General features: G+C 29.4%; 18 protein-coding genes. 10 read left to right on the forward strand and 8 right to left on the reverse strand.

Features of this window, described 5'->3' with window-relative positions:
* Positions 1-57: 57 nt before the first annotated feature.
* Positions 58-1,758, forward strand: a complete 1,701-nt coding sequence (locus tag KO494_RS03835; RefSeq protein WP_215966278.1) for a hypothetical protein — start codon at positions 58-60, stop codon at positions 1,756-1,758.
* 11 nt (positions 1,759-1,769) lie between these two features.
* Here KO494_RS03835 and KO494_RS03840 read toward each other — a convergent pair whose 3' ends face one another.
* A complete protein-coding gene (locus tag KO494_RS03840; protein ID WP_215966279.1) occupies positions 1,770-2,279 on the reverse strand; it encodes a DUF3124 domain-containing protein in 510 nt (169 codons plus the stop codon).
* Between the two features lie 279 nt (positions 2,280-2,558).
* Here KO494_RS03840 and KO494_RS03845 point away from each other — a divergent pair, with 279 nt between their 5' ends.
* Positions 2,559-3,329 (forward strand): TIGR02757 family protein, encoded by a 771-nt coding sequence (locus KO494_RS03845; protein WP_215966280.1) that lies wholly within the window; start codon positions 2,559-2,561, stop codon positions 3,327-3,329.
* A 1-nt stretch (position 3,330) separates the two neighbouring features.
* Here the strand turns inward: KO494_RS03845 and KO494_RS03850 are convergent, their stop codons facing one another.
* Both KO494_RS03850 and KO494_RS03855 read right to left on the reverse strand, forming a co-directional pair.
* Positions 3,331-3,660, reverse strand: a complete 330-nt coding sequence (locus KO494_RS03850) for a DUF6799 domain-containing protein (RefSeq protein ID WP_215966281.1) — start codon at positions 3,658-3,660, stop codon at positions 3,331-3,333.
* Positions 3,661-3,800: 140 nt separating this feature from the next.
* Positions 3,801-5,693, reverse strand: coding sequence for a peptidase M61 (locus KO494_RS03855; RefSeq protein ID WP_215966282.1), 1,893 nt, complete (start codon positions 5,691-5,693; stop codon positions 3,801-3,803).
* A 259-nt stretch (positions 5,694-5,952) separates the two neighbouring features.
* Here KO494_RS03855 and KO494_RS03860 point away from each other — a divergent pair, with 259 nt between their 5' ends.
* The 5 genes from KO494_RS03860 to KO494_RS03880 all read left to right on the forward strand — a co-directional run bounded on the left by KO494_RS03860 (position 5,953) and on the right by KO494_RS03880 (position 11,198).
* Positions 5,953-6,960 (forward strand): glycosyltransferase family 2 protein, encoded by a 1,008-nt coding sequence (locus KO494_RS03860; protein ID WP_215966283.1) that lies wholly within the window; start codon positions 5,953-5,955, stop codon positions 6,958-6,960.
* 62 nt (positions 6,961-7,022) lie between these two features.
* The gene (locus KO494_RS03865) at positions 7,023-8,945 is read left to right on the forward strand and encodes a BatA domain-containing protein (protein ID WP_215966284.1); all 1,923 of its coding nucleotides are present in this window, start codon (positions 7,023-7,025) and stop codon (positions 8,943-8,945) included.
* Positions 8,942-10,195 carry a dihydroorotase family protein gene (locus KO494_RS03870; RefSeq protein WP_215966285.1) on the forward strand — a complete coding sequence of 418 codons (1,254 nt, stop codon included), beginning with the start codon at positions 8,942-8,944 and terminating at the stop codon, positions 10,193-10,195. Before KO494_RS03865 ends, KO494_RS03870 begins: the two co-directional genes overlap by 4 nt.
* On the forward strand, positions 10,195-10,539 hold the full coding sequence (locus KO494_RS03875) for a hypothetical protein (RefSeq protein WP_215966286.1): 345 nt from the start codon (positions 10,195-10,197) through the stop codon (positions 10,537-10,539). Before KO494_RS03870 ends, KO494_RS03875 begins: the two co-directional genes overlap by 1 nt.
* 2 nt (positions 10,540-10,541) lie before the next feature.
* On the forward strand, positions 10,542-11,198 hold the full coding sequence (locus tag KO494_RS03880; protein WP_215966287.1) for an alpha/beta hydrolase: 657 nt from the start codon (positions 10,542-10,544) through the stop codon (positions 11,196-11,198).
* Between the two features lie 61 nt (positions 11,199-11,259).
* Here the strand turns inward: KO494_RS03880 and KO494_RS03885 are convergent, their stop codons facing one another.
* Together KO494_RS03885 and KO494_RS03890 are read right to left on the reverse strand one after the other, a co-directional pair.
* The gene (locus tag KO494_RS03885; protein WP_252730301.1) at positions 11,260-11,763 is read right to left on the reverse strand and encodes a hydrolase; all 504 of its coding nucleotides are present in this window, start codon (positions 11,761-11,763) and stop codon (positions 11,260-11,262) included.
* Positions 11,764-11,775: 12 nt separating this feature from the next.
* Positions 11,776-12,537 carry an MBL fold metallo-hydrolase gene (locus KO494_RS03890; RefSeq protein ID WP_215966288.1) on the reverse strand — a complete coding sequence of 254 codons (762 nt, stop codon included), beginning with the start codon at positions 12,535-12,537 and terminating at the stop codon, positions 11,776-11,778.
* Positions 12,538-12,634: 97 nt separating this feature from the next.
* On the opposite strand from KO494_RS03890, the gene KO494_RS03895 reads away from it, so the two are divergent.
* Positions 12,635-14,089, forward strand: coding sequence for a TonB-dependent receptor (locus KO494_RS03895; protein WP_215966289.1), 1,455 nt, complete (start codon positions 12,635-12,637; stop codon positions 14,087-14,089).
* A gap of 73 nt (positions 14,090-14,162) precedes the next feature.
* Here the strand turns inward: KO494_RS03895 and bcp are convergent, their stop codons facing one another.
* Complete coding sequence (gene bcp, locus KO494_RS03900) at positions 14,163-14,618, reverse strand: thioredoxin-dependent thiol peroxidase (RefSeq protein WP_215966290.1); 456 nt, start codon at positions 14,616-14,618, stop codon at positions 14,163-14,165.
* Between the two features lie 31 nt (positions 14,619-14,649).
* On the opposite strand from bcp, the gene nth reads away from it, so the two are divergent.
* Positions 14,650-15,306, forward strand: a complete 657-nt coding sequence (nth, locus tag KO494_RS03905; protein WP_215966291.1) for an endonuclease III — start codon at positions 14,650-14,652, stop codon at positions 15,304-15,306.
* 278 nt (positions 15,307-15,584) lie between these two features.
* Here nth and KO494_RS03910 read toward each other — a convergent pair whose 3' ends face one another.
* Positions 15,585-16,169, reverse strand: coding sequence for an RNA polymerase sigma factor (locus KO494_RS03910; RefSeq protein WP_215966292.1), 585 nt, complete (start codon positions 16,167-16,169; stop codon positions 15,585-15,587).
* A gap of 242 nt (positions 16,170-16,411) precedes the next feature.
* On the opposite strand from KO494_RS03910, the gene uvrA reads away from it, so the two are divergent.
* Complete coding sequence (uvrA, locus tag KO494_RS03915) at positions 16,412-19,198, forward strand: excinuclease ABC subunit UvrA (protein ID WP_215966293.1); 2,787 nt, start codon at positions 16,412-16,414, stop codon at positions 19,196-19,198.
* On the opposite strand, the gene KO494_RS03920 is transcribed toward uvrA, so the two are convergent.
* Entirely contained in the window at positions 19,195-20,286 is a 1,092-nt protein-coding gene (locus KO494_RS03920; RefSeq protein ID WP_215966294.1) for a DUF3667 domain-containing protein, read from the reverse strand. The two genes, uvrA and KO494_RS03920, sit on opposite strands and share 4 nt — an antisense overlap.
* Between the last annotated feature and the right edge of the window lie 2 nt (positions 20,287-20,288).

Genomic DNA, 20,288 nt, shown 5'->3' on the forward strand with positions numbered 1-20,288 from the left:
TCTTACTGCGTTTGTTGAAGTGTTTTTTTTGTTTACTTTTAAATGCAAATAAAACCTATGCTATTCATACTCCTTTCCTGGCTATACATTCTTGCAATAAGCAGCATTATAGGAGTTACTGTAAATAGTATTATACAGCTAAAAAAACAAGACACTATTATTACTCTTTTTTTGGGTTTTTTTGGTGTTACACTATTGGCTAGTGTTTGGGCTATTCCGTTTGCCATTAACGCCTATTTTTATGCGTTTTTATTAATTTTAACAAGTGTTTTAAGCTATTTACAATATAAATCAATTCTTGCTTTTTGGTTGCAATTAAAAGCGGAAACAGCTTCGCTTTCTTTATTTTTTAAAGTATTTATAACAGGTATTGGTTTCCTTATATTAGCACAAAGCGCTTCTCCTCCATTTGTTATTGATAACGAATCGTATTACATACAAACCATTAAATGGCTAAACACTTATGGTTTTACTAATGGTTTAGTAAACTTACATGTATTTTTAGGACAAACTTCAGCTTGGCATATTTTACAAAGTGCTTTTAACTTTAGCTTTATATACAAGCATTTTAATGATTTGAGTGCTTTAGCTTTACTACTAGGTAATGTATATGCTATTTTTAAATTACAAGCTTTTCTATCTAAAAAAGACACCAATATTTCTAATTTAATTTTTGGATTGTTTCCTTTATGGAATGTATTTTTCTTTCCGTTTATAAGTGCTCCTTCACCAGATATTGCTATTTATGTTTTAAGTAATATACTTTTACATCAGTTTGTTTTATGCTATGCTAATTATACCAAACAAGCATTTTTTACAGTGGTTTTACTTTCGTTCTTTATGGCATTTATAAAACTTACGGCATTGCCTTTTTGTATTTTGTCTTTGGTATTATACAAACGTTATTTTGTGTTTACTAGAAGTACAACATCTATAGTAGTTTTATTTGGTAGTTTAACCTTATTGCTTTTTACTATAAAGAATATAATTATTACAGGAAATTTAGTTTTTCCTTTACAAGGTATAGACCGTTTAAAAACATCTTGGAGTTTACCAGAAAACATAGCTTCCTATTTTGCTAATTATACTAAGCCTTATGCCTACCATCTTACCGAAGAAGCTTTTAATAAAGCATCGCTTTTTATTAAATTAAAAAGTTGGTTATTAGCACCTACTCTTCATGGTATTTTTAATAAAGCGATTATATTGATTTTGTTGATTTTTCCGATTATAAACTATAAATCAAAAAACAAAAAAGCGTTTTATGCTATTTATACAATAGCTATTATTGCTATGTTATTTTTGTTTTTAACATCACCACAATACCGCTTTTTCTTCCCATTTATTTTATGTTTTAGTTTATTAATTGCTTCAAAAATATTCAGACACAAAAACAGTATTAAAACAGTATTAGTTTGTAGTATAATACTTGTCGCAATACCTTTATTTTTTAAAATAGATAACGTACAAATCAGTAATAATAAACAGCTTGCAGTTTCTAGTACTTTTTCTTTAGAGTATGTTATAAACCCTTATAAAAACAGTAAGTATGCTAAAAAATATAAAAGCATTCAATTAAATAAAACTACTATTCACACGCCAACAGAAGTAGATTTTTTTTGGGGAACAGGAGATATTCCGTTACCTGCTTTAAACCAAGAACAATTAGATTTTTTTAAAACGCATTTTCAAATAATTCCGCAACAGCGAACTAAGCATTTAAAAGATGGTTTTATAAGTAAAAAGGCAACTCAATAAGTATAAGAAAATTATTTAATACGTTTTCCTTCGGTTGTAAAAGACAATCCTTGTTTTCCCATGGTAGAACTCATTACTCCATCAAATAAAGGTTCTGGACAGTTTTTAGGTATTTTCCAATCAAAAATAAAATTAGATCCTGTACCTCCAGAAGTATCAATTTCATCAATTATAATTTCAGCTGTTTCTAAAGGAGCTAAATAAATAGGAGTATCAAAATATTTTCTAACCGATTTTCCGTGGGTATCAAAATATTCAGCTTTTAACACATAAATAGTATCTATATCGCTTATGTTACGCATACTCACCATTACAGTTAAGCCATGTGTTTTATGTTCTGTTAAACTATAAATTTCTGAGTATGTTGCAAGATAAGATTTACCAAACTCTAGGGAGTCTTTTGCACTAATTTTGGCTGCTCTTTTAGACCAGTTTTCAGTATTAAAGGAGCTAATTTCTTTTTCTTCAATGCAACTAAATGTCATGAATATAACTAAAATAAGTACTAACCTTTTTTTCATTATTAGTTTTAATTTTTGATTTTAATAGCTTACTTTTTGTATGCTATTATTCATTTTGAAAGTTAAAATATTTTTGTTTAATCACAAAGAAGTCTTATTTATATATTATTTGAATTTTCTGATATTTATGACATAACATTCCCTTTAAATCATAAAGGTGTTTTATAAAAACACAACCATTAAAATTCCTTTTATTGAAAACCTCAATATCTTGTAGTAACCTATAAACACAACTAATTTGCCTACTAAAAAACAATTACTTTTATCTATATTTGTTATATGCAATTACAAAAGGAAGAATTAAAAGAATTCTTAGACAATAAAGTTATTCAATACAATACTCTAGAGTTTATTGATAGTGATCCTATTTCAATACCTCATAAATTTACTCAAAAAGAAGATATAGAAATAGCTGGTTTTTTAGCGGCAACCATAGCATGGGGAAACAGAAAAAGCATTATAAAAAATGCGAATAAGATGATGGAGCTCATGGGAAATTCACCTTATGACTTTGTTATGAATCATAACAATAATGATCTTAAAAGGTTTGAAGGTTTTGTACATAGAACTTTCAACAGTGTTGATTTTAGTTATTTTATAAAAGCTTTGAAGCATATATATTTAAATCATAATGGTTTAGAAAGTGTGTTTTTTAAAAACATTTCAAATAATTCTATGCAAGGTGCTATTTCTGAATTTAAAAAGGTGTTTTTTGAAATAGAGCATCCAGCAAGAACTACTAAACACGTTAGTGACCCATTAAAAGGTTCTGCAGCAAAACGAATTAACATGTATTTACGTTGGATGGTTAGAAACGATAATGCCAGTGTAGATTTTGGTATTTGGCAAAGTATTTCTCCTAGCCTTTTATCTTGCCCTTTAGATGTACATTCTGGAAATGTAGCTAGAAAACTAGGCATACTTAAAAGAAAACAAAATGATGCTAAAGCCTTATTAGAGTTAGATAATGCTTTGCGTAAGCTAGATGCTAAAGATCCTGTAAAATATGATTTTGCTTTATTTGGACTTGGTGTTTTTGAAGGGTTTTAAACTACTTTCTAAGTTTTTTATATTTTTTATATAAAACTTCATTTAGTGCCTCTTGACTTTTGTAAACTTTACCACTAAAACCAATACATTCTCCTTCTTTTAAAAAGAATTTATCTTCATTTTTTAATCTATAGCTTCCGTTTGGGTAAATAATAGTACCATTATTTAATCTAAAATTAGTTTCTAATCGTGCTATTTCTCCATTTTGTTGTTTAAAAATTTTTCCATCTATAAATATGCAATAGTTAGCATCTTCAATTTTTTGTTGTTCTTGAGCTAAAAGGTTTCCAGAGGATAAAAAAACAAATATTAATAAGAATAGACTTTTCATAAAATAAACAATTAATGAATATCTTATAAAGATAATAATTTATACGCTGATTTTAAACTCTTTACACATATATTAACAAAAAAACGACTGATAAACTATTACATGCATCAGTCGTTTTAATATTTTAAAAACTAAAATAGTTATCCTTTTAACCAGGCTTTACGTAAAGCATTTTGTGCTTCTGTAGCATCTGCTTTAGGTTGTAATTTTTTTCCTGTTGTAAAAGATTCTGTAAGCGTAGTTTCTAGTACTATTTCTTCACCATTTCTTTCTAAAACAACATGAATTTCTTTTCCTGGTTGCCACATATACATAGCACCAATAACTTGTTGTGCAGTATTCATATTTAATGCTACACCTTCAACAGATTTTAAAACATCTCCAGCTTGCACGCCATGGTCATTCCAGAAACTATTTTTTGCAACATTAGAAGAAAAAGCAATAGTTTGAGTTTCTCTGTTTGGTTCAAAAATAAACATACCATCATTTTGTATGTAGTTTGTTTTTATTTTACTTTCTTGAAAACCTAAACCAACTTTAGCAAAAAAGCTATTATAATCTATTGGTGTAGTTCCTTCAACGTGTTTCTTTAAAAACTCTCCTATAGATGGATACGTCATAGCAGTAATTTCTTCAATAATAGTATCATCATTAAAAGGTTTGTTTTTTCCGTATTTAGCAGAAAGTTCTTTCATTAAAGAAAGCATGCTTCTATTTCCGTTACTTTCTTCACGCATTAAAATATCAATACACATACCAATTAAAGCTCCTTTCATGTATACATTATAATATTGTGGTGCATAAGGATCTTCTAATACGTTTTCACTCATTTCGGTGAAACTCATAGTATCATTCATGTTTGCAGCAGTTTTAATTTTGCTTAACATGGTAGTATAAAACTCATCTTCTGTCATTAAACCTTCATAAACTTGAAAATGTTGCGCAAAATACTCTGTTACACCTTCATACATCCATAAATGCTTAGAGAATGTTGGTTGGTTGTAATCAAAATAATGCACATCATCACTATGCACGCTTAAAGGAGTTACAATATGAAAAAACTCATGTGCTACCACATCAATCATGCTTTTAGCTAAAGCATCTTCTGGTGAATTTTCAGCTAAAACTACAACTGTAGAGGTATGATGCTCTAAAGCTCCAAATCCTTTTGGTGAATCTGGTTTTCCTTCGCTTAAATACAAGAAAATATCATAACGAGGTGTAGAGTTTATATCTCCTAAATAGTTTTTTTGTGCCTGCATCATTGTATACATGGTTTCTTTTAATGATGCTGCAGTATGTACATCATTTGGAGAATATACACTTAATACAACTTTAATATCTCCTACTTGAAATTCTTCAACATCAAGATTACCATAAAACATTGGGTTATCTGTAATATCAAAATAACGTGGTGCAAAATAACTAGTTGTTATAGTACTACCATCTGTACTTGTTGTTGATTTTAATTCTTGAATAGCAGAAGATCTTTTAAATGTTGCTGGTGCAGTTACATCTAATTTATATTGTGCATTTTTTAATGAATCAAAATAACCAACAAAACCATGAAGGTTTAAAACGTAGTTTGTAGGTTCTATATTTGTTCCCGCTGGTGAAAAAGGATTTTCTCCTCCTATACCTCCTGTGCTTTCGGTATCAAAAGTATCGTTTACGTAATAAGCAATTTTATCTAGGTTTGTTGCATTTGCAATAGTCCATGAATTATCATCTAATTTAGTAGTAGCAATTTCGTTTCCTTTATAATCAAAGGCTTTAAAGTTGTCTACATACTTTCCAAAATCACTAACAGAATATGTTCCTTGTACTACTCTTGGTAATCTATAGGTTACTGTATCTGTTGTAAAGCGTCCTGGATTAATAGTTACAGGCACTTTGTCATTTACTACTTTAGTTAAATCTAAAGAAGTTTCAATAGCAGTGCTTGTTGCCAGAGCATTTGAGGCTGTTTTTGTTGCTGATCCACAAGCAACTAACATTGTACTTAAGCCAAAAATGGCTAATACTTTTTTCATAAATTAATAGTTTAATATTTTCTCTTTTGTTAAGAAATTGGTTTTAGTTTGATAACTTGACGCTCAAAAGTACAATGTGTTACAATTTAATTCCTTAACTTTTTGTTAAAATAAAATAAGTGAAAAACACTTACAATTCAAATTCATAATTTTATGTGGTTGAAATAAATTCTGTTTGTAATTAGCTACCATTTCTACCATGGTAAGAATAACAAATTAAACTTTTTACTTTTTTAATTTAAAAACTATAATTCGCTTCATGCAAGAACCTCTTATTAGCATTCTTACTCCTTTTAAAAACACGCAACTATACTTAGCAGATTGTTTAAACTCTATAAGAAATCAAAGTTATACCAATTGGGAATTAATTATTATAGATGATAGCTCTACAGATGCGAGCTATACTCTTGTAGAAAGCTATGCTAAAACAGATTCTAGAATTAAACTTTTAAAAAATAATGGTAAAGGCATTATAGATGCACTTAGGCTTGCTTTTAAAAATAGTACAGGAACTTATATTACCAGAATGGATAGTGATGATATTATGCATCAAGATAAATTAAAAACCATGCTTAGTAGCTTGCAAAAACATGGAAAACAACATGTTGCTGTTGGAATGGTACAATATTTTAGTAACGAAGGAATTAGTAATGGTTATGCTAGATATGAAACTTGGTTAAATAACTTAACTATAAAAGGAAATAATTATTCTGAAATATATAAAGAATGTGTAATCCCTTCACCTTGTTGGATGCTACATCGTGAGGATTTTATAGCAGCTAATGCTTTTAACCCAAATCGCTATCCTGAAGATTATGATTTAACCTTTAGGTTTTATAAGCATGCCTTTAAATGTATTCCTTGTAATCAAGTATTGCATCAATGGCGTGATTATAGTACCAGAACTTCTAGAACGCATGAACACTATGCTCAAAATTACTTTCTAGATATTAAGTTGCATTATTTTTTAGAGCTTGATTATAATGCTTCTAGACCATTAACCATTTGGGGAGCAGGAACCAAAGGAAAAAATATAGCGAAGGCTTTACTACTAAAAGAAATTCCGTTTTATTGGATTTGTGATAATAACAAAAAAATTGGCAAACATATTTACCAAAAAGAATTACATAATTTTAATTACTTAAAACAAATTAAAAATCCACAATGTATTGTTACAGTTGCTAACAATCATGCACAGCAAGAAATTAAAGAATACTTTAAAACCCATAAAATGCAATCTATGATTGATTATTTTTTCTTTTGTTAAAACAAAAATAAATTACTTTTAAATTCATAATCATTTTCTATCTTTGACCAATCTAAAACAATATGCAGTTTAAACATCCAGAAATTCTTTACGCTTTATTTGCACTGCTCATTCCTATTATTGTTCATTTATTTCAGCTTCGTAAATTTCAAACAGAAAAATTTACCAACGTTGCTTTTTTAAAACAAGTTAACTTACAAACACGTAAAAGTGCCATTATAAAAAAATGGCTAGTCTTACTTACCAGATTGCTTTTATTAGCTGCAGCAATTTTTGCTTTTGCGCAACCTTATACTTCTAAAACCAATAATTTTACTACAAAAACAGAAACGGTTATTTATTTAGATAATAGCTTTAGCTTACAAGCAAAAGGTACACAAGGCGAACTATTTAAAAGAGCAATACAAGATATCATTACAGAAGTTCCTAAAGACCAAAACATATCTATTATTACCAACAATCAAAGCTTTAAAAACACAAGTATAAAAGCCATTAAAAATGATTTGCTACAGCTAGATTATGCTGCAAACCAATTAAATTATGATGCTGTTTTATTAAAAAGCAAGACCCTTTTTAGTAAAAACACAAATAGTATTAAAAACTTGATTTTTGTATCTGATTTTCAAGAAAAAGAAAACCGTTTTCAATTAAAAACAGATTCATTAATAAATGTACATGCTGTTGCTTTAAAACCAGTAAACACCAATAATATTTCTATTGATAGTGTATATATTTCTAACACTAGCGCAACTAATGTAGATATAAGTGTACGCTTAAAAAACACAGGAATTGCTATAGATAACATTCCTGTTTCCTTATTAAATAACGGAAACCTAATTGCTAAAACAGCAGTTGCTCTACAAGGCGAAACAATTACCAATTTTACCTTACCTAGCAATACTAGTATAAATGGAGAAATTACTATTGAAGACACACAACTGCAATTTGATAACAGCCTATTTTTTAATATAAATAAAGCAGCAAAAATTAATGTACTGAGTATTGATAATACCAACGCTACTTATTTAAAAAGAATTTTTACAGAAAGTGAGTTCCATTATACAAGCACCAAACTTAATCAATTAAATTATAGCGTTTTCGACAAACAAAACCTTATTATTTTAAACGAATTAAAAGAAATACCTAACGCGCTATCTACTGCGCTTAATGCCTTTACAAGTAATGGAGGATTCTTAATTGTAATTCCTAATGAAGATATTACGCTTTCCTCTTACAACAATTTATTAGTACAGTATAAATTGGCTTATAATGCCAAAAATGCTTCCGAAAAAAAAATAACTACTATTAATTATTCGCATCCTTTATATACTAATGTTTTTGATAAACGTGTGGCTAATTTTCAATATCCAAAAGTAAATAGCTATTATACATTTCAAACCGAAAATGCTTCTAAAATATTGCAATTTGAAGATGCAAAACCCTTTTTAACCAATAACAAAAATGTATTTGTTTTTGCTTCGGCTTTAAATAGTAAGCTTTCTAATTTCACAAATTCGCCCTTAATTGTTCCTACCTTTTATAATATTGCAAAATACAGTTTACAAGTTCCAAATTTATATTATACCATTGGAAAAGAAAACAAATATGATGTTGCTGTTACACTAAAACAAGATGGAATTTTATCTTTAGTAAAAGACGAAATAAGCACCATTCCGCAACAACAATATTTTAATAATAAAGTTTCTATAGTTACCAATGAAACACCAAACGAAGCAGGAATATACTCTATAAATAATAAAACCGAACATATAGAAAACGTAAGCTATAATTTGGATAGAACCGAAAGTAATTTGGTATATCAAGACATTAGCAAGCTTAAAGATATAACCACAAGTGATTCAATAACCCAATTATTTAATACCTTAAAAAGTGACTCTAAAATTAACGAGCTATGGAAATGGTTTGTTATTTTTGCATTGGTATTTTTAATTATTGAAATGCTTATCTTAAAATATTTTAAATGAACGTAATCTTAAAATCTGCAACTATTATAGACTCTAAAAGTGAGTTTCATAATACGGTTCAAGATATTTTAATAGAAAATGGTGTGATTAGCAAAATTGCTAAAAACATTAAAAATATAAAAGACTACAAGGAAATCTCTCTAGAAAATTTACACCTATCACAAGGATGGTTTGATAGTAGCGTTTGTTTTGGTGAACCTGGTTTTGAAGATAGAGAAACTATAAACAATGGTTTACAAGCTGCTGCTCTTTCTGGTTTTACAACCGTTGCAATGAATGCCAATACACATCCTGTTTTAGACACTAGCGCTGATATTGCCTTTGTAAAAAGTAAAGCGCAAAATCACGCTGTAACCTTATTACCTATTGGTGCATTAACCAATGCTAGTAAAGGCGAACATCTTGCAGAACTGTTTGATATGAAAAATGCTGGATCTTGTGCTTATCAAGATTATAAAAAACCTATTGCAAATGCCAATATGCTAAAAATTGCATTACAATATGCTAGCAATTTTGATGGATTGGTGTACTCCTATCCGCAAGATAATACTATTAGCAGAAATGGCGTAGTAAATGAAAACATTACCAGTACTACTCTAGGTTTAAAAGGAAATCCTAATCTTGCTGAAGCTTTGCAAGTAGCTCGTGATTTATTTTTATTAGAATACACTAACGGTAAATTACATATTCCAACCATTTCTACTGCAGAAGCTGTAGCACTTATTAGAGAAGCAAAAAAGAAAAAATTAAATGTAAGTTGTAGTGTTGCTATTCATAACTTATTTTTTACAGACGATGTTTTAACCAATTTTGATACCAACTATAAAGTACAACCTCCTTTAAGAATACAAAAAGATGTAGACGCTTTAATTGAAGGTGTAAAAGACGGAACTATAGACATGGTTACGAGTGACCATAACCCTTTAAATATTGAACTAAAAAATATTGAGTTTGATTATGCAGGCTACGGAACCATTGGTTTAGAAAGTGCATTTGGTGCTTTAAATACTTTATTTTCTACAAAAAAAGCAATAAGTCTTTTAACCAAAGGAAAAGACAGATTTGGATTAGAAAATACAGTGATTGCAGAAGGCAATAAAATAAACGCAACTTTGTTTAACCCAAATACTAAATATACTTTTCAAAAATCAAACATTCATTCAAAATCTAACAATAGTATCTTTTTAAACACCACCTTAAAAGGACGTGTTTATGGTATTATTGCAAATAATAAAATGATTCTTAATTAATGACAGAACAAACCATACAAGAAGGTAAAAAATTAGCTATTATAGCATATATAACCATATTTGGTCCTATTATAGCTTATTTTTTAAACAACGATAAAAAAAACGATTTTTCTTCTTTTCATATTAGACAAGGATTAGGCTTATGGATTATGTTTTTATTACTAGGAAGAGTAATTTCTTCTTTTGATAGCTGGTTAATAAGTTCTAGTTTCTATTTATGTTTTGCGGTATTATTTATTTATGGTATTTCTTCTGCTATTTCTGGAAAAATACAGCAAGTACCATTAGTTGGAGCTTTTTTTCAAAAATTATTCGCTAATATTGGTAAATCAGATTCTAATTAACAATGACAACACAAAACCTTTCCCTTTATCATATAATTCGCGAATCTTCTTTAAAAGAAAACGCACCATTATTAATACTTTTTCATGGCTACGGAAGCGATGAAAACGATCTGTTTTCTTTTGCAACCGAACTACCCGAAGAATTATTTATCATTTCTGTAAGAGCACCTCAAGCTATGCAACCTTATGGTAATGCTTGGTATACTATTAATTTTGATGCTACTGGAGCAAAATGGAGTGATGATGAAGAAGCAAAACAATCAAGAGATTTAATAGCTAAATTTATAGATGAGGCAGTAGCTGCGTACCCTGTTAATAAAGATAATGTAACCCTTTTAGGGTTTAGTCAAGGTACTATTTTAAGTTATGCAGTGGCACTTACCTATCCTGAAAAAGTAAATAATATTATTGCTTTAAGTGGTTATGTTAATCCTGCAATTTTACCTGATGATATAGAAACTAAAGAGTATTCAAAGCTTAATTTTTACTGTTCTCATGGTAGTGTAGACCAGGTAATTCCTGTAGATTGGGCTAGAAAAGCACCTGTATTTTTAAAATCTTTACATATAAAACATGAATACAGCGAGTTTCCTGTAGGTCATGGTGTTGCTCCACAAAACTTTTACGCTTTAAAAGAGTGGCTAACAGATAAAATATAAATACTTATAATTTTAATAAAAAAAAGACCATTAAAACTAATGGTCTTTTTTTATTTGTTATTTAATTGGTAGGATATAATAATGAATCTACCACCTCAAAGGTAAGTGATCCATTCTCTCCTATGGTATATTTCAAGATTAATTCGCCCCAATATTCGCCATCATTAAAATTACAAATTAACCATTTATGGTTTAATACACGAATTGCATTAATAATCATTTTACCTCCAGAAGACATTGCTGCATAAGGCACTAACGGATTTCCTTCTTCTTGTGCATTTAAATCATAAAGTGACTCTTCTATAAACGCAATTAATTGATCACTTTCATATCCACGCTTTTCAATATAATTTAATGCTTCATCAGAATAGTTAAGTGTAAACTCAGACAAACCAAAAGCTTTATCTTCTAAAACTGTAATAGAGTCTTTATATCTTTCCATTTTCTTTACATAACCTTCCAATTGTGCTTTATCTGCTTCAAATACATTTTTAGAATTTACATATTGAAACACTACAAGTAATGCTGTAAAAATAAACAAATACATAAAAATTTTACTCTTCATAATAATAGGTAATTAAAGGTTAAGGGTTAATCCATCATAAGCTAAATAAACGTTTTCAGGAAGTTTTTTTTGTACCTCTTCATGAAAACCTAGCCAATGACTTATATGTGTTAAATAGGCTTTTTTAGGTTTTACCTTATCAATAAATGCTAAGGCTTCTTCTAAATTAAAATGAGATAAATGTTCTTTTTCGCGTAAAGCATTAACTACTAAAACATCTAAATTTTGTAACTTTTCAATTTCTTTTTCAGCAACCGTTTTCATATCTGTTAAATAGGCAAAATCTTTAAACCTAAATCCAAATACTTGTAATATATTATGCATTCCATTAATAGGAGTAACTTTAAAGTTCTCTATAAAAAACGGTGCATTGGTTATTATATTTTCTTCTACACTTGGTGCTCCTGGATATTTGTTTTCGGTTTCAAAAATATAATCAAACCTTTTTCTAAGTGATTTTAGCACTCTTTTATGTGCATAAACAGGAATATCTCCTTGTTTAAAAAAAAAGGGTCTAATATCATCTAGTCCTGCGGTATGATCTGCATGCTCATGCGTAAATAAAATAGCATCTAATTGACTGGCATTTTGGTTTAGCATTTGTTGCCTAAAATCTGGTCCACAATCTATAACATAAACACGATCATTGTGCTTTATCATTACAGATACACGTAATCTTTTATCTTTTTTATCCGCACTTAAACAAACAGGATGTGTGCTTCCAATAACTGGAATACCTTGAGAAGTTCCTGTACCAAGAAAAATGACTTTCAATTGTAGTAGATTTTATCAACAAAAATAAGTTTATTTTTTTGTTTGGTATACTAATTTAATATCTTTGTTTTAATAGCAAGTAAACCAAATAAATTAAATGGAAATAACCATTAAGGGAGATAAAGAGTTTGATGAAATACCTTCATTAAAAACAAAGGCACTTCGTATAAACTTAAACGAAAATATTTATGGAACTTTTTCCGAAATAGGTGCAGGACAAGAAACTGTACGCCAGTTTTTTAGAGCAGGAGGCGCTTCTGGCACAATAGCCAAAGCAATGTCTGCTTATGATAAAGCATTTAGTGATGCCATTTATGGTATTGAAGATGATAAACGTTATGTTACAGAAGCACGTTTACGTAAGATGTTAAATCATGAAGTTAGATTGATGGAAGAACGATTAACGCGTGATGTTCATCCTAACAAGTTATTTTTCTCTTATGCAAATACGGTTGCAACCATAGATTTTGCTAAAAAATACAAAGGCCATGGCTGGGTTGGTATTAAATACCAAATAGATCCAGACCAAGAATATAATGAAATTATTCTGCATGTACGTTTTAAAGAAAACGATGCCAGACTACAACAAGAAACTTTAGGTGTTTTAGGTACAAACCTTATTTATGGTGCTTTCTATAAATACAATGAACCTAAAAAATTATTAAAATATTTATATGATCATTTAGATAAAGACCAATTAGAAATTGACACTATCAATTTCTCTGGACCTGTTTTTGAAGATGTAGATAATAGATTAATGAGTTTACAACTGGTGAAAAATGGTATGACAGATGCTGTCATGTTTGCTCCAGATGGCAATAATGTATTACCTGCTAGAGTACTTTATAAAAAGAATATTTTAGCACTTCGTGGTAGTTTTAGACCTGTTACTAAGGTAAATATGGATATGTTCCATAAATCTTATGACATGTTCATTAAAGAAAATAAAGTAGATGAATCTAAAACGCAAGTGGTTTTTGAAATTACTTTATCTAACCTTCGTGCAGAAGGAGAAATTGACGAACAAGACTTTATGGATAGAGCAAAATTACTTTGTTCTCTTGGTCAAACCGTACTAATATCTAACTTTCAAGAGTATTATAAATTAGTAGAGTACTTCTCACAATACTCTAAAGCTAGAATGGGTCTTGCAATGGGAGTTAATAACCTTGTAGATATTTTTGACGAAAAATATTATCGCCATTTAAGTGGAGGGATTTTAGAAGCATTTGGTAAATTATTCTTTAAAGATTTACGCGTGTACCTTTATCCTATGGAAAATGAAAACGGTACTTTAACTACTAGTGAAGATTTAAAAGTGCACCCTAGAATGAAAGAATTGTATAAATTCTTTAAATACAATGGCAAAGTAGTAGACATTACAGATTATGACCCTAAAATACTTTCTGTTTTTTCTAGAACTGTTTTAAAAATGATTGCAGATGGTGAAACTGGTTGGGAAAGCATGCTTCCTGAAGGGGTATCTAAAATTATAAAAGAAAAAAGCTTATTTAGTTGCGAAACCGAAGAGATATTTAGTGAAGACCAATAAAAATAAGCTATAGTAGTAAAAACAATAAAAAAAGCGACCATTTAAAATAGTCGCTTTTTTTATTGTTTATGTTTTAAGATTCTAAAATCTGTGCTGCGTGATCTTTTGTTTTTACTTTATCAATCACTCGTGCTACTACTCCATTTTCATCTACTATAAAAGTTTTTCTATGAATACCATCATAAACTTTTCCCATAAATTTCTTTTCTCCCCAAACACCAAAAGCATTAATAACTTCTTTCTCTTCATCTGCTAGTAAAGGAAAAGGAAATTCATATTTGTTTTTAAAATTAGTTTGTCTTTTTTCAGAATCTGCACTTACACCAAGTAATTCATAACCTTGTTCTTGTAAAACTTTATAGTTATCACGTAAGTTACAAGCTTCTGCTGTGCAACCAGGAGTACTTGCTTTTGGGTAAAAGAAAACAATTAGTTTCTTCCCTTTATAATCGCTTAAAGATATAGCTTGGCCATCTTGATTATTTACTGTAAAATTTGGAACGGTATCTCCTACTTGTAATGTCTTCATATTTCTTATTTTTGCTATCAAAGATACAATAATGACTAAACAAGAAAAAGTAGATTTTGTTATAACAACGTTAAACAAGCTCTATCCTGAAATACCAGTTCCTCTAGACCATAAAGATCCTTATACTTTATTAGTAGCTGTTTTGCTCTCTGCGCAATGTACAGATGTAAGAGTAAATAAAATTACTCCTTTACTATTTGCTAAAGCAGATAACCCTTATGATATGGTAAAACTTTCTGTAGAAGAAATTAAAGAAATTATAAAACCTTGTGGCTTATCTCCAATGAAAAGCAAAGGAATTTACGGCTTATCAAAAATATTAATTGAAAAACACAATGGTATTGTACCTAAAAGTTTTGAAGCTTTAGAAGAACTTCCTGCGGTAGGACACAAAACAGCTGGTGTCGTGCTCAGTCAAGCTTTTGATATTCCTGCATTTCCTGTAGACACACACATTCATAGATTAATGTATCGATGGAATTTAACCAACGGAAAAAACGTAGCACAAACCGAAAAAGATGCTAAAAGGCTTTTTCCAAAAGAGCTTTGGAATGATTTACACTTGCAAATTATTTGGTATGGTAGAGAATATTCACCAGCTAGAGGTTGGGATTTAGAAAAAGATATAATTACTAAAACCATTGGAAGAAGTAGCGTTTTAAAAGAATATTATGCTAAAAACAAATAATCTTATCTTATATCTTCGCTAAATAGATAAAATTTTAAGTACAAAAAAAAGTCCTGATGATTCATCAGGACTTTTAAAGTTTAGTTAAGCAGTGTTTCAAATTTTAAATTATTGTAATCTAAAACGCTTAAAGATTTAGAATAACTAAGAAGAAAATCTATTGTTTCAGTCTTAGGATTCATATTAATTTGTTCACTTTTTAAATTTTTAGAGTAAAGTTTTGCCATCAAATTATGTTTTGGTTATGCTTTACTAACGTCACTAATTTTATATTATTGTTAATTTGTCAAAATTATATTATGCTTATCAATAATTTTACGCATGTTTATTAATGCATAACGCATTCTACCCAAAGCTGTATTTATACTAACACCTGTTTTTTCTGAGATTTCTTTAAAACTCATATCATTATACATACGCATCACCAAAACCTCTTTTTGATCTTCAGGTAACTCATCCATTACACGTCTAACATCTCGTTCTACCTGTTCTTTTATAATTGTTTTTTCGGCATCTAAAGCAGAATCACTTAATACAGAAAAAATACTAAATTCACCACTATTGCTAAATTTGGGCATTCTGTTGCTTTTTCTAAAATGATCTATTACTAAGTTATGAGAAATACGCATAACCCATGGTAAAAATTTACCTTCTTCATTATAAGAACCTCGTTTTAAAGTACGTATTACCTTAATAAAAGTATCCTGAAAAATATCTTCAGCAATATCTTTATCATATACTTTAGAGTATATAAAACTGTAAATTCGTTGTTTGTGCCTAGTAATTAAAATTTCTAGTGCGTTTTCATCTCCTTGAATGTAGTTACTAACAAGAGAAGCGTCGGTTATTAGCTCTTTTTGCATAATGATTACTTTTTTACACAGAAGGAATCCTTCTTATGCTTGGGGTTAAAAATTTAAAAAAGTAATGTTATGCTATATGCTATAATTTAAGTTAAATAGTATTGAATGAGTCAAATATAACAACAATCATTCCTAAAATGCAAAAAATTAAATGTTTTTTTTAACATTTATTTACACAATAATCTATTTTATAAGCTGAACTAGTTATAGTATCTTTGCAAGATTATTCCTTTTAAAAGCGTATGAATACTAATATTTCTAAAGTAAATCCTAAAACAAATATCATAATAAAAGGTGCAAAATTGCATAACCTTAAAAATATTGATGTAGTAATACCAAGAAATAAATTAGTAGTAATTACAGGTTTATCTGGTTCTGGTAAATCTAGTTTAGCTTTTGACACCTTGTATGCAGAAGGCCAAAGACGCTATGTAGAGAGCTTATCTAGTTATGCTAGACAGTTTTTAGGAAGACTTAACAAACCTAAAGTAGATTATATAAAAGGTATTGCTCCTGCTATTGCTATTGAGCAAAAAGTAAATTCTACCAATCCGCGTTCTACGGTTGGTACTACCACAGAAATTTATGATTATTTAAAACTTTTATTTGCAAGAATTGGTAAAACTTATTCTCCAAAATCTGGAAATGAAGTAAAAAAAGATACCGTTGCAGATGTTATTAAATATGTAAAATCATTTGCTGAAGGCGAAAAACTATTACTCCTGGCTCCTATTCATTTAGAAGAAGGAAGAGAATTACAAGACAAACTAAAGGTTTTAAACCAGCAAGGATACGCCAGAATTAAAGTAAAGGAGCAAATTATTCGTTTAGACGAAACACAAGACATTAAAGAAAATGTAAAAGATATTTTCTTGGTAGTAGATAGAATTATTACCAAAGACGATGAAGACTTTTATAACCGACTAGCAGATGCCACACAAACAGCATTTTTTGAAGGAAAAGGCGAATGTTTTATAGAAACACTTAGCAATAATAAACAACGTCATTTTAGTAATAAATTTGAACTAGATGGTATTTCGTTTTTAGAACCAAACGTACATTTATTTAGTTTTAATAATCCGTATGGAGCTTGCCCAAAATGTGAAGGTTATGGAGATGTTATTGGTATAGATGAAGATTTAGTAATACCAAACACAGCACTTTCAATATATGAAAATGCTATTTTTCCTTGGAGAGGAGAAAGTATGAGTTGGTACAAAGACCAATTGGTAAATAACTCACACCATTTTAATTTTCCTATTCACAAACCTTATTTTGAATTAAGCCCAGAACACAAACAATTAATTTGGGAAGGAAACCAATATTTTGAGGGTTTAAATGATTTCTTTGCAGCTCTAGAAAGTAAAGCCTATAAAATTCAAAACCGAGTAATGCTTTCGCGTTACAGAGGAAAAACAAAATGTAAAGTTTGTAATGGTAAACGTTTACGTGCAGAAGCCAATTATATTAAAATTAGTGAAGCAACTATTACCGATTTAGTAGAGATGCCTTTACGTAAATTAGCCATTTTTTTCAAACAATTAGAACTCAATGAGTATGATGAAACCGTTGCTAAAAGACTTTTAAAAGAAATTAATAGCAGACTTTCCTTTTTATCAAATGTAGGTTTAGACTATTTAACTTTAAATAGAAAATCAAATTCCCTTTCTGGTGGAGAAAGCCAACGTATTAACCTTGCAACTTCTTTAGGTAGTAGCTTGGTTGGTTCTATGTATATTTTAGACGAACCAAGTATTGGCTTGCATCCTAAAGACACAGAACGCTTAATTGTTGTGTTAAAAGCGCTTCGTGACTTAGGAAACACTGTTATTGTGGTAGAACACGATGAAGATATCATGAAAGAAGCAGATGAAATTATTGATATAGGTCCAGAAGCAGGAACTTTTGGTGGTAATGTGGTTGCTACAGGAACTTTTAAAGATATTTTAAAATCTAATTCTTTAACAGCACAATACTTAAACGAAAAATTAAAAATTGAAGTTCCTAAAAAAAGAAGAACTTCTAAATATGAAGTACAAGTTCTTGGCGCAAGAGAAAACAATCTAAAAAATATTGATGTAACTTTTCCTCTAAACATGCTTACGGTTGTAACAGGAGTTTCCGGAAGCGGAAAAAGCACCTTAGTAAAAAAGATTCTCTTCCCAGCCATTCAAAAACACTTAACTGGTTTTGGTGATAAACCTGGACAGTTTACAGAACTAAAAGGAAACTACACCAACATAAAACATATTGAGTTTATAGACCAAAACCCTATTGGTCGTTCTTCAAGATCAAACCCTGTAACTTATGTAAAGGCTTATGATGATATTCGTGCTTTATATGCAAGTCAGAAATTAAGTAAAATTCGAAACTATGCTGCAAAGCATTTTAGTTTTAATGTAGATGGAGGACGTTGTGAAACTTGTAAAGGAGAAGGAGAAGTTACTATTGAAATGCAATTTATGGCAGATGTGCATTTAGAATGTGAAACCTGCAAAGGAAAACGTTTTAAAAAAGAAGTATTAGAAGTTACTTTTGGTAATAAAAGTATCGATGATATTTTAAATCTTACCATAGATGATGCTATCGCGTTTTTTAAAGCTCACGAGCAGAAAAAAATACAAACCAAACTACAACCATTACAAGATGTTGGTTTGGGGTATGTTACTTTAGGGCAAAGTTCTTCTACCCTTTCTGGTGGAGAAGCACAACGTATTAAATTAGCTACCTTTTTAGGTAAAGGTTCTCGTCAAGAAAATGCGCTCTTTATTTTTGATGAACCTACTACAGGATTACACTTTCATGATATTCAAAAACTATTAAAATCCTTTTACGCTTTAATAGAAAAAGGACATTCTATTATTGTAGTAGAACATAATATAGAACTGATTAAATGTGCAGATCATATTATAGATTTAGGTCCTGAAGGTGGAGAAACTGGCGGAAAACTAGTAGCTACAGGAACTCCTGAAGAGATTGTAAAAGTAAAAGATTCCATTACTGGAAAATATTTAAAAGAGAAACTTTAAAACATCATAACAGCAAATCCTAGCACTATAAATCCTGCAATTAATGCTACAGGAAAAAATAACAGTGTTACAAAACTAGTTTTTAAATAGCTTTTAAACCATCCTTGTTTGTAAAAATGTTTAATAGCTATAAAAAGATATATAAAAGTAGATATCACGATTAGCTTATCTATCCAATCCGGAATTTCAACAATACGATTCAAGATTAATATAAGACTAAAAACAGTAAATAAAAAGGAGAAAAAGTAAAAACTAAATACCAAGTGGTGTGTATATCTTCCACTTTTTCTAAAAAATAATTTTAGTATTAATGCAAATATTGGTAAGATAAAAAACATGGCAATAGGCACCTTATCAAAAAAGGTTTGAAATATGCCACCTGCTTGTCTTTGTTTATAAAACTTTAAACCTTGTTCGTATAATCTTTTTTTTAGTTTACCATCCTCTTCCTTAAGTCCAAATTCTTTATAAATAATTGTATTAGAAGCATTTTTAGCTATCAAAGAATCTATTTTTTTTGTAAAATTAAAAGGATAATCTACAGCTCTAAAATTTTCACTAGCGACTATAGAATCTATTTGCTTCTGTGAAAAACCTGTGTATATTTTATTATTTTCTAAAACCTGTTTAACTTCTATTCTATCTATAGAATCTTGTTGTATTCTATTGGTTAACGCTATTAGGTTAAGAGAATCTGTAACTCGATCTCCTGTATTTGTATCTATCTCTTTTAATGTATTAAAAACCTTTCCTACTTCTGTATCAAATTGATTAGACCAAGTGTTCACTCTAAAAGAATTTAAAAAGAAAAATACAATGGCTACAAACAAATACATTTGCGCAGGATGTAAATACAACAAACGCTTTCCTGCTATAAATTTTTCGGCTAAATAACCTGGTTTAAATAGTAACGGGAAAAAACTTTTAAAAAATCGAGCATCAAAAGAAAAGTAATTACTTATTGTGTTGTAAAATAAAAGACCTAAAGTTAAATCGTCTTTATCTTTTTGTCCACAATGCGGACAAAATTCATAAGCTTCATCAAAAGGTTTTTCGCAGTTCTTGCAATCTTTTAATTGTACAGGCATAA

This window comes from Lacinutrix sp. C3R15, assembly GCF_018860825.1.
Classification (GTDB): domain Bacteria; phylum Bacteroidota; class Bacteroidia; order Flavobacteriales; family Flavobacteriaceae; genus Oceanihabitans.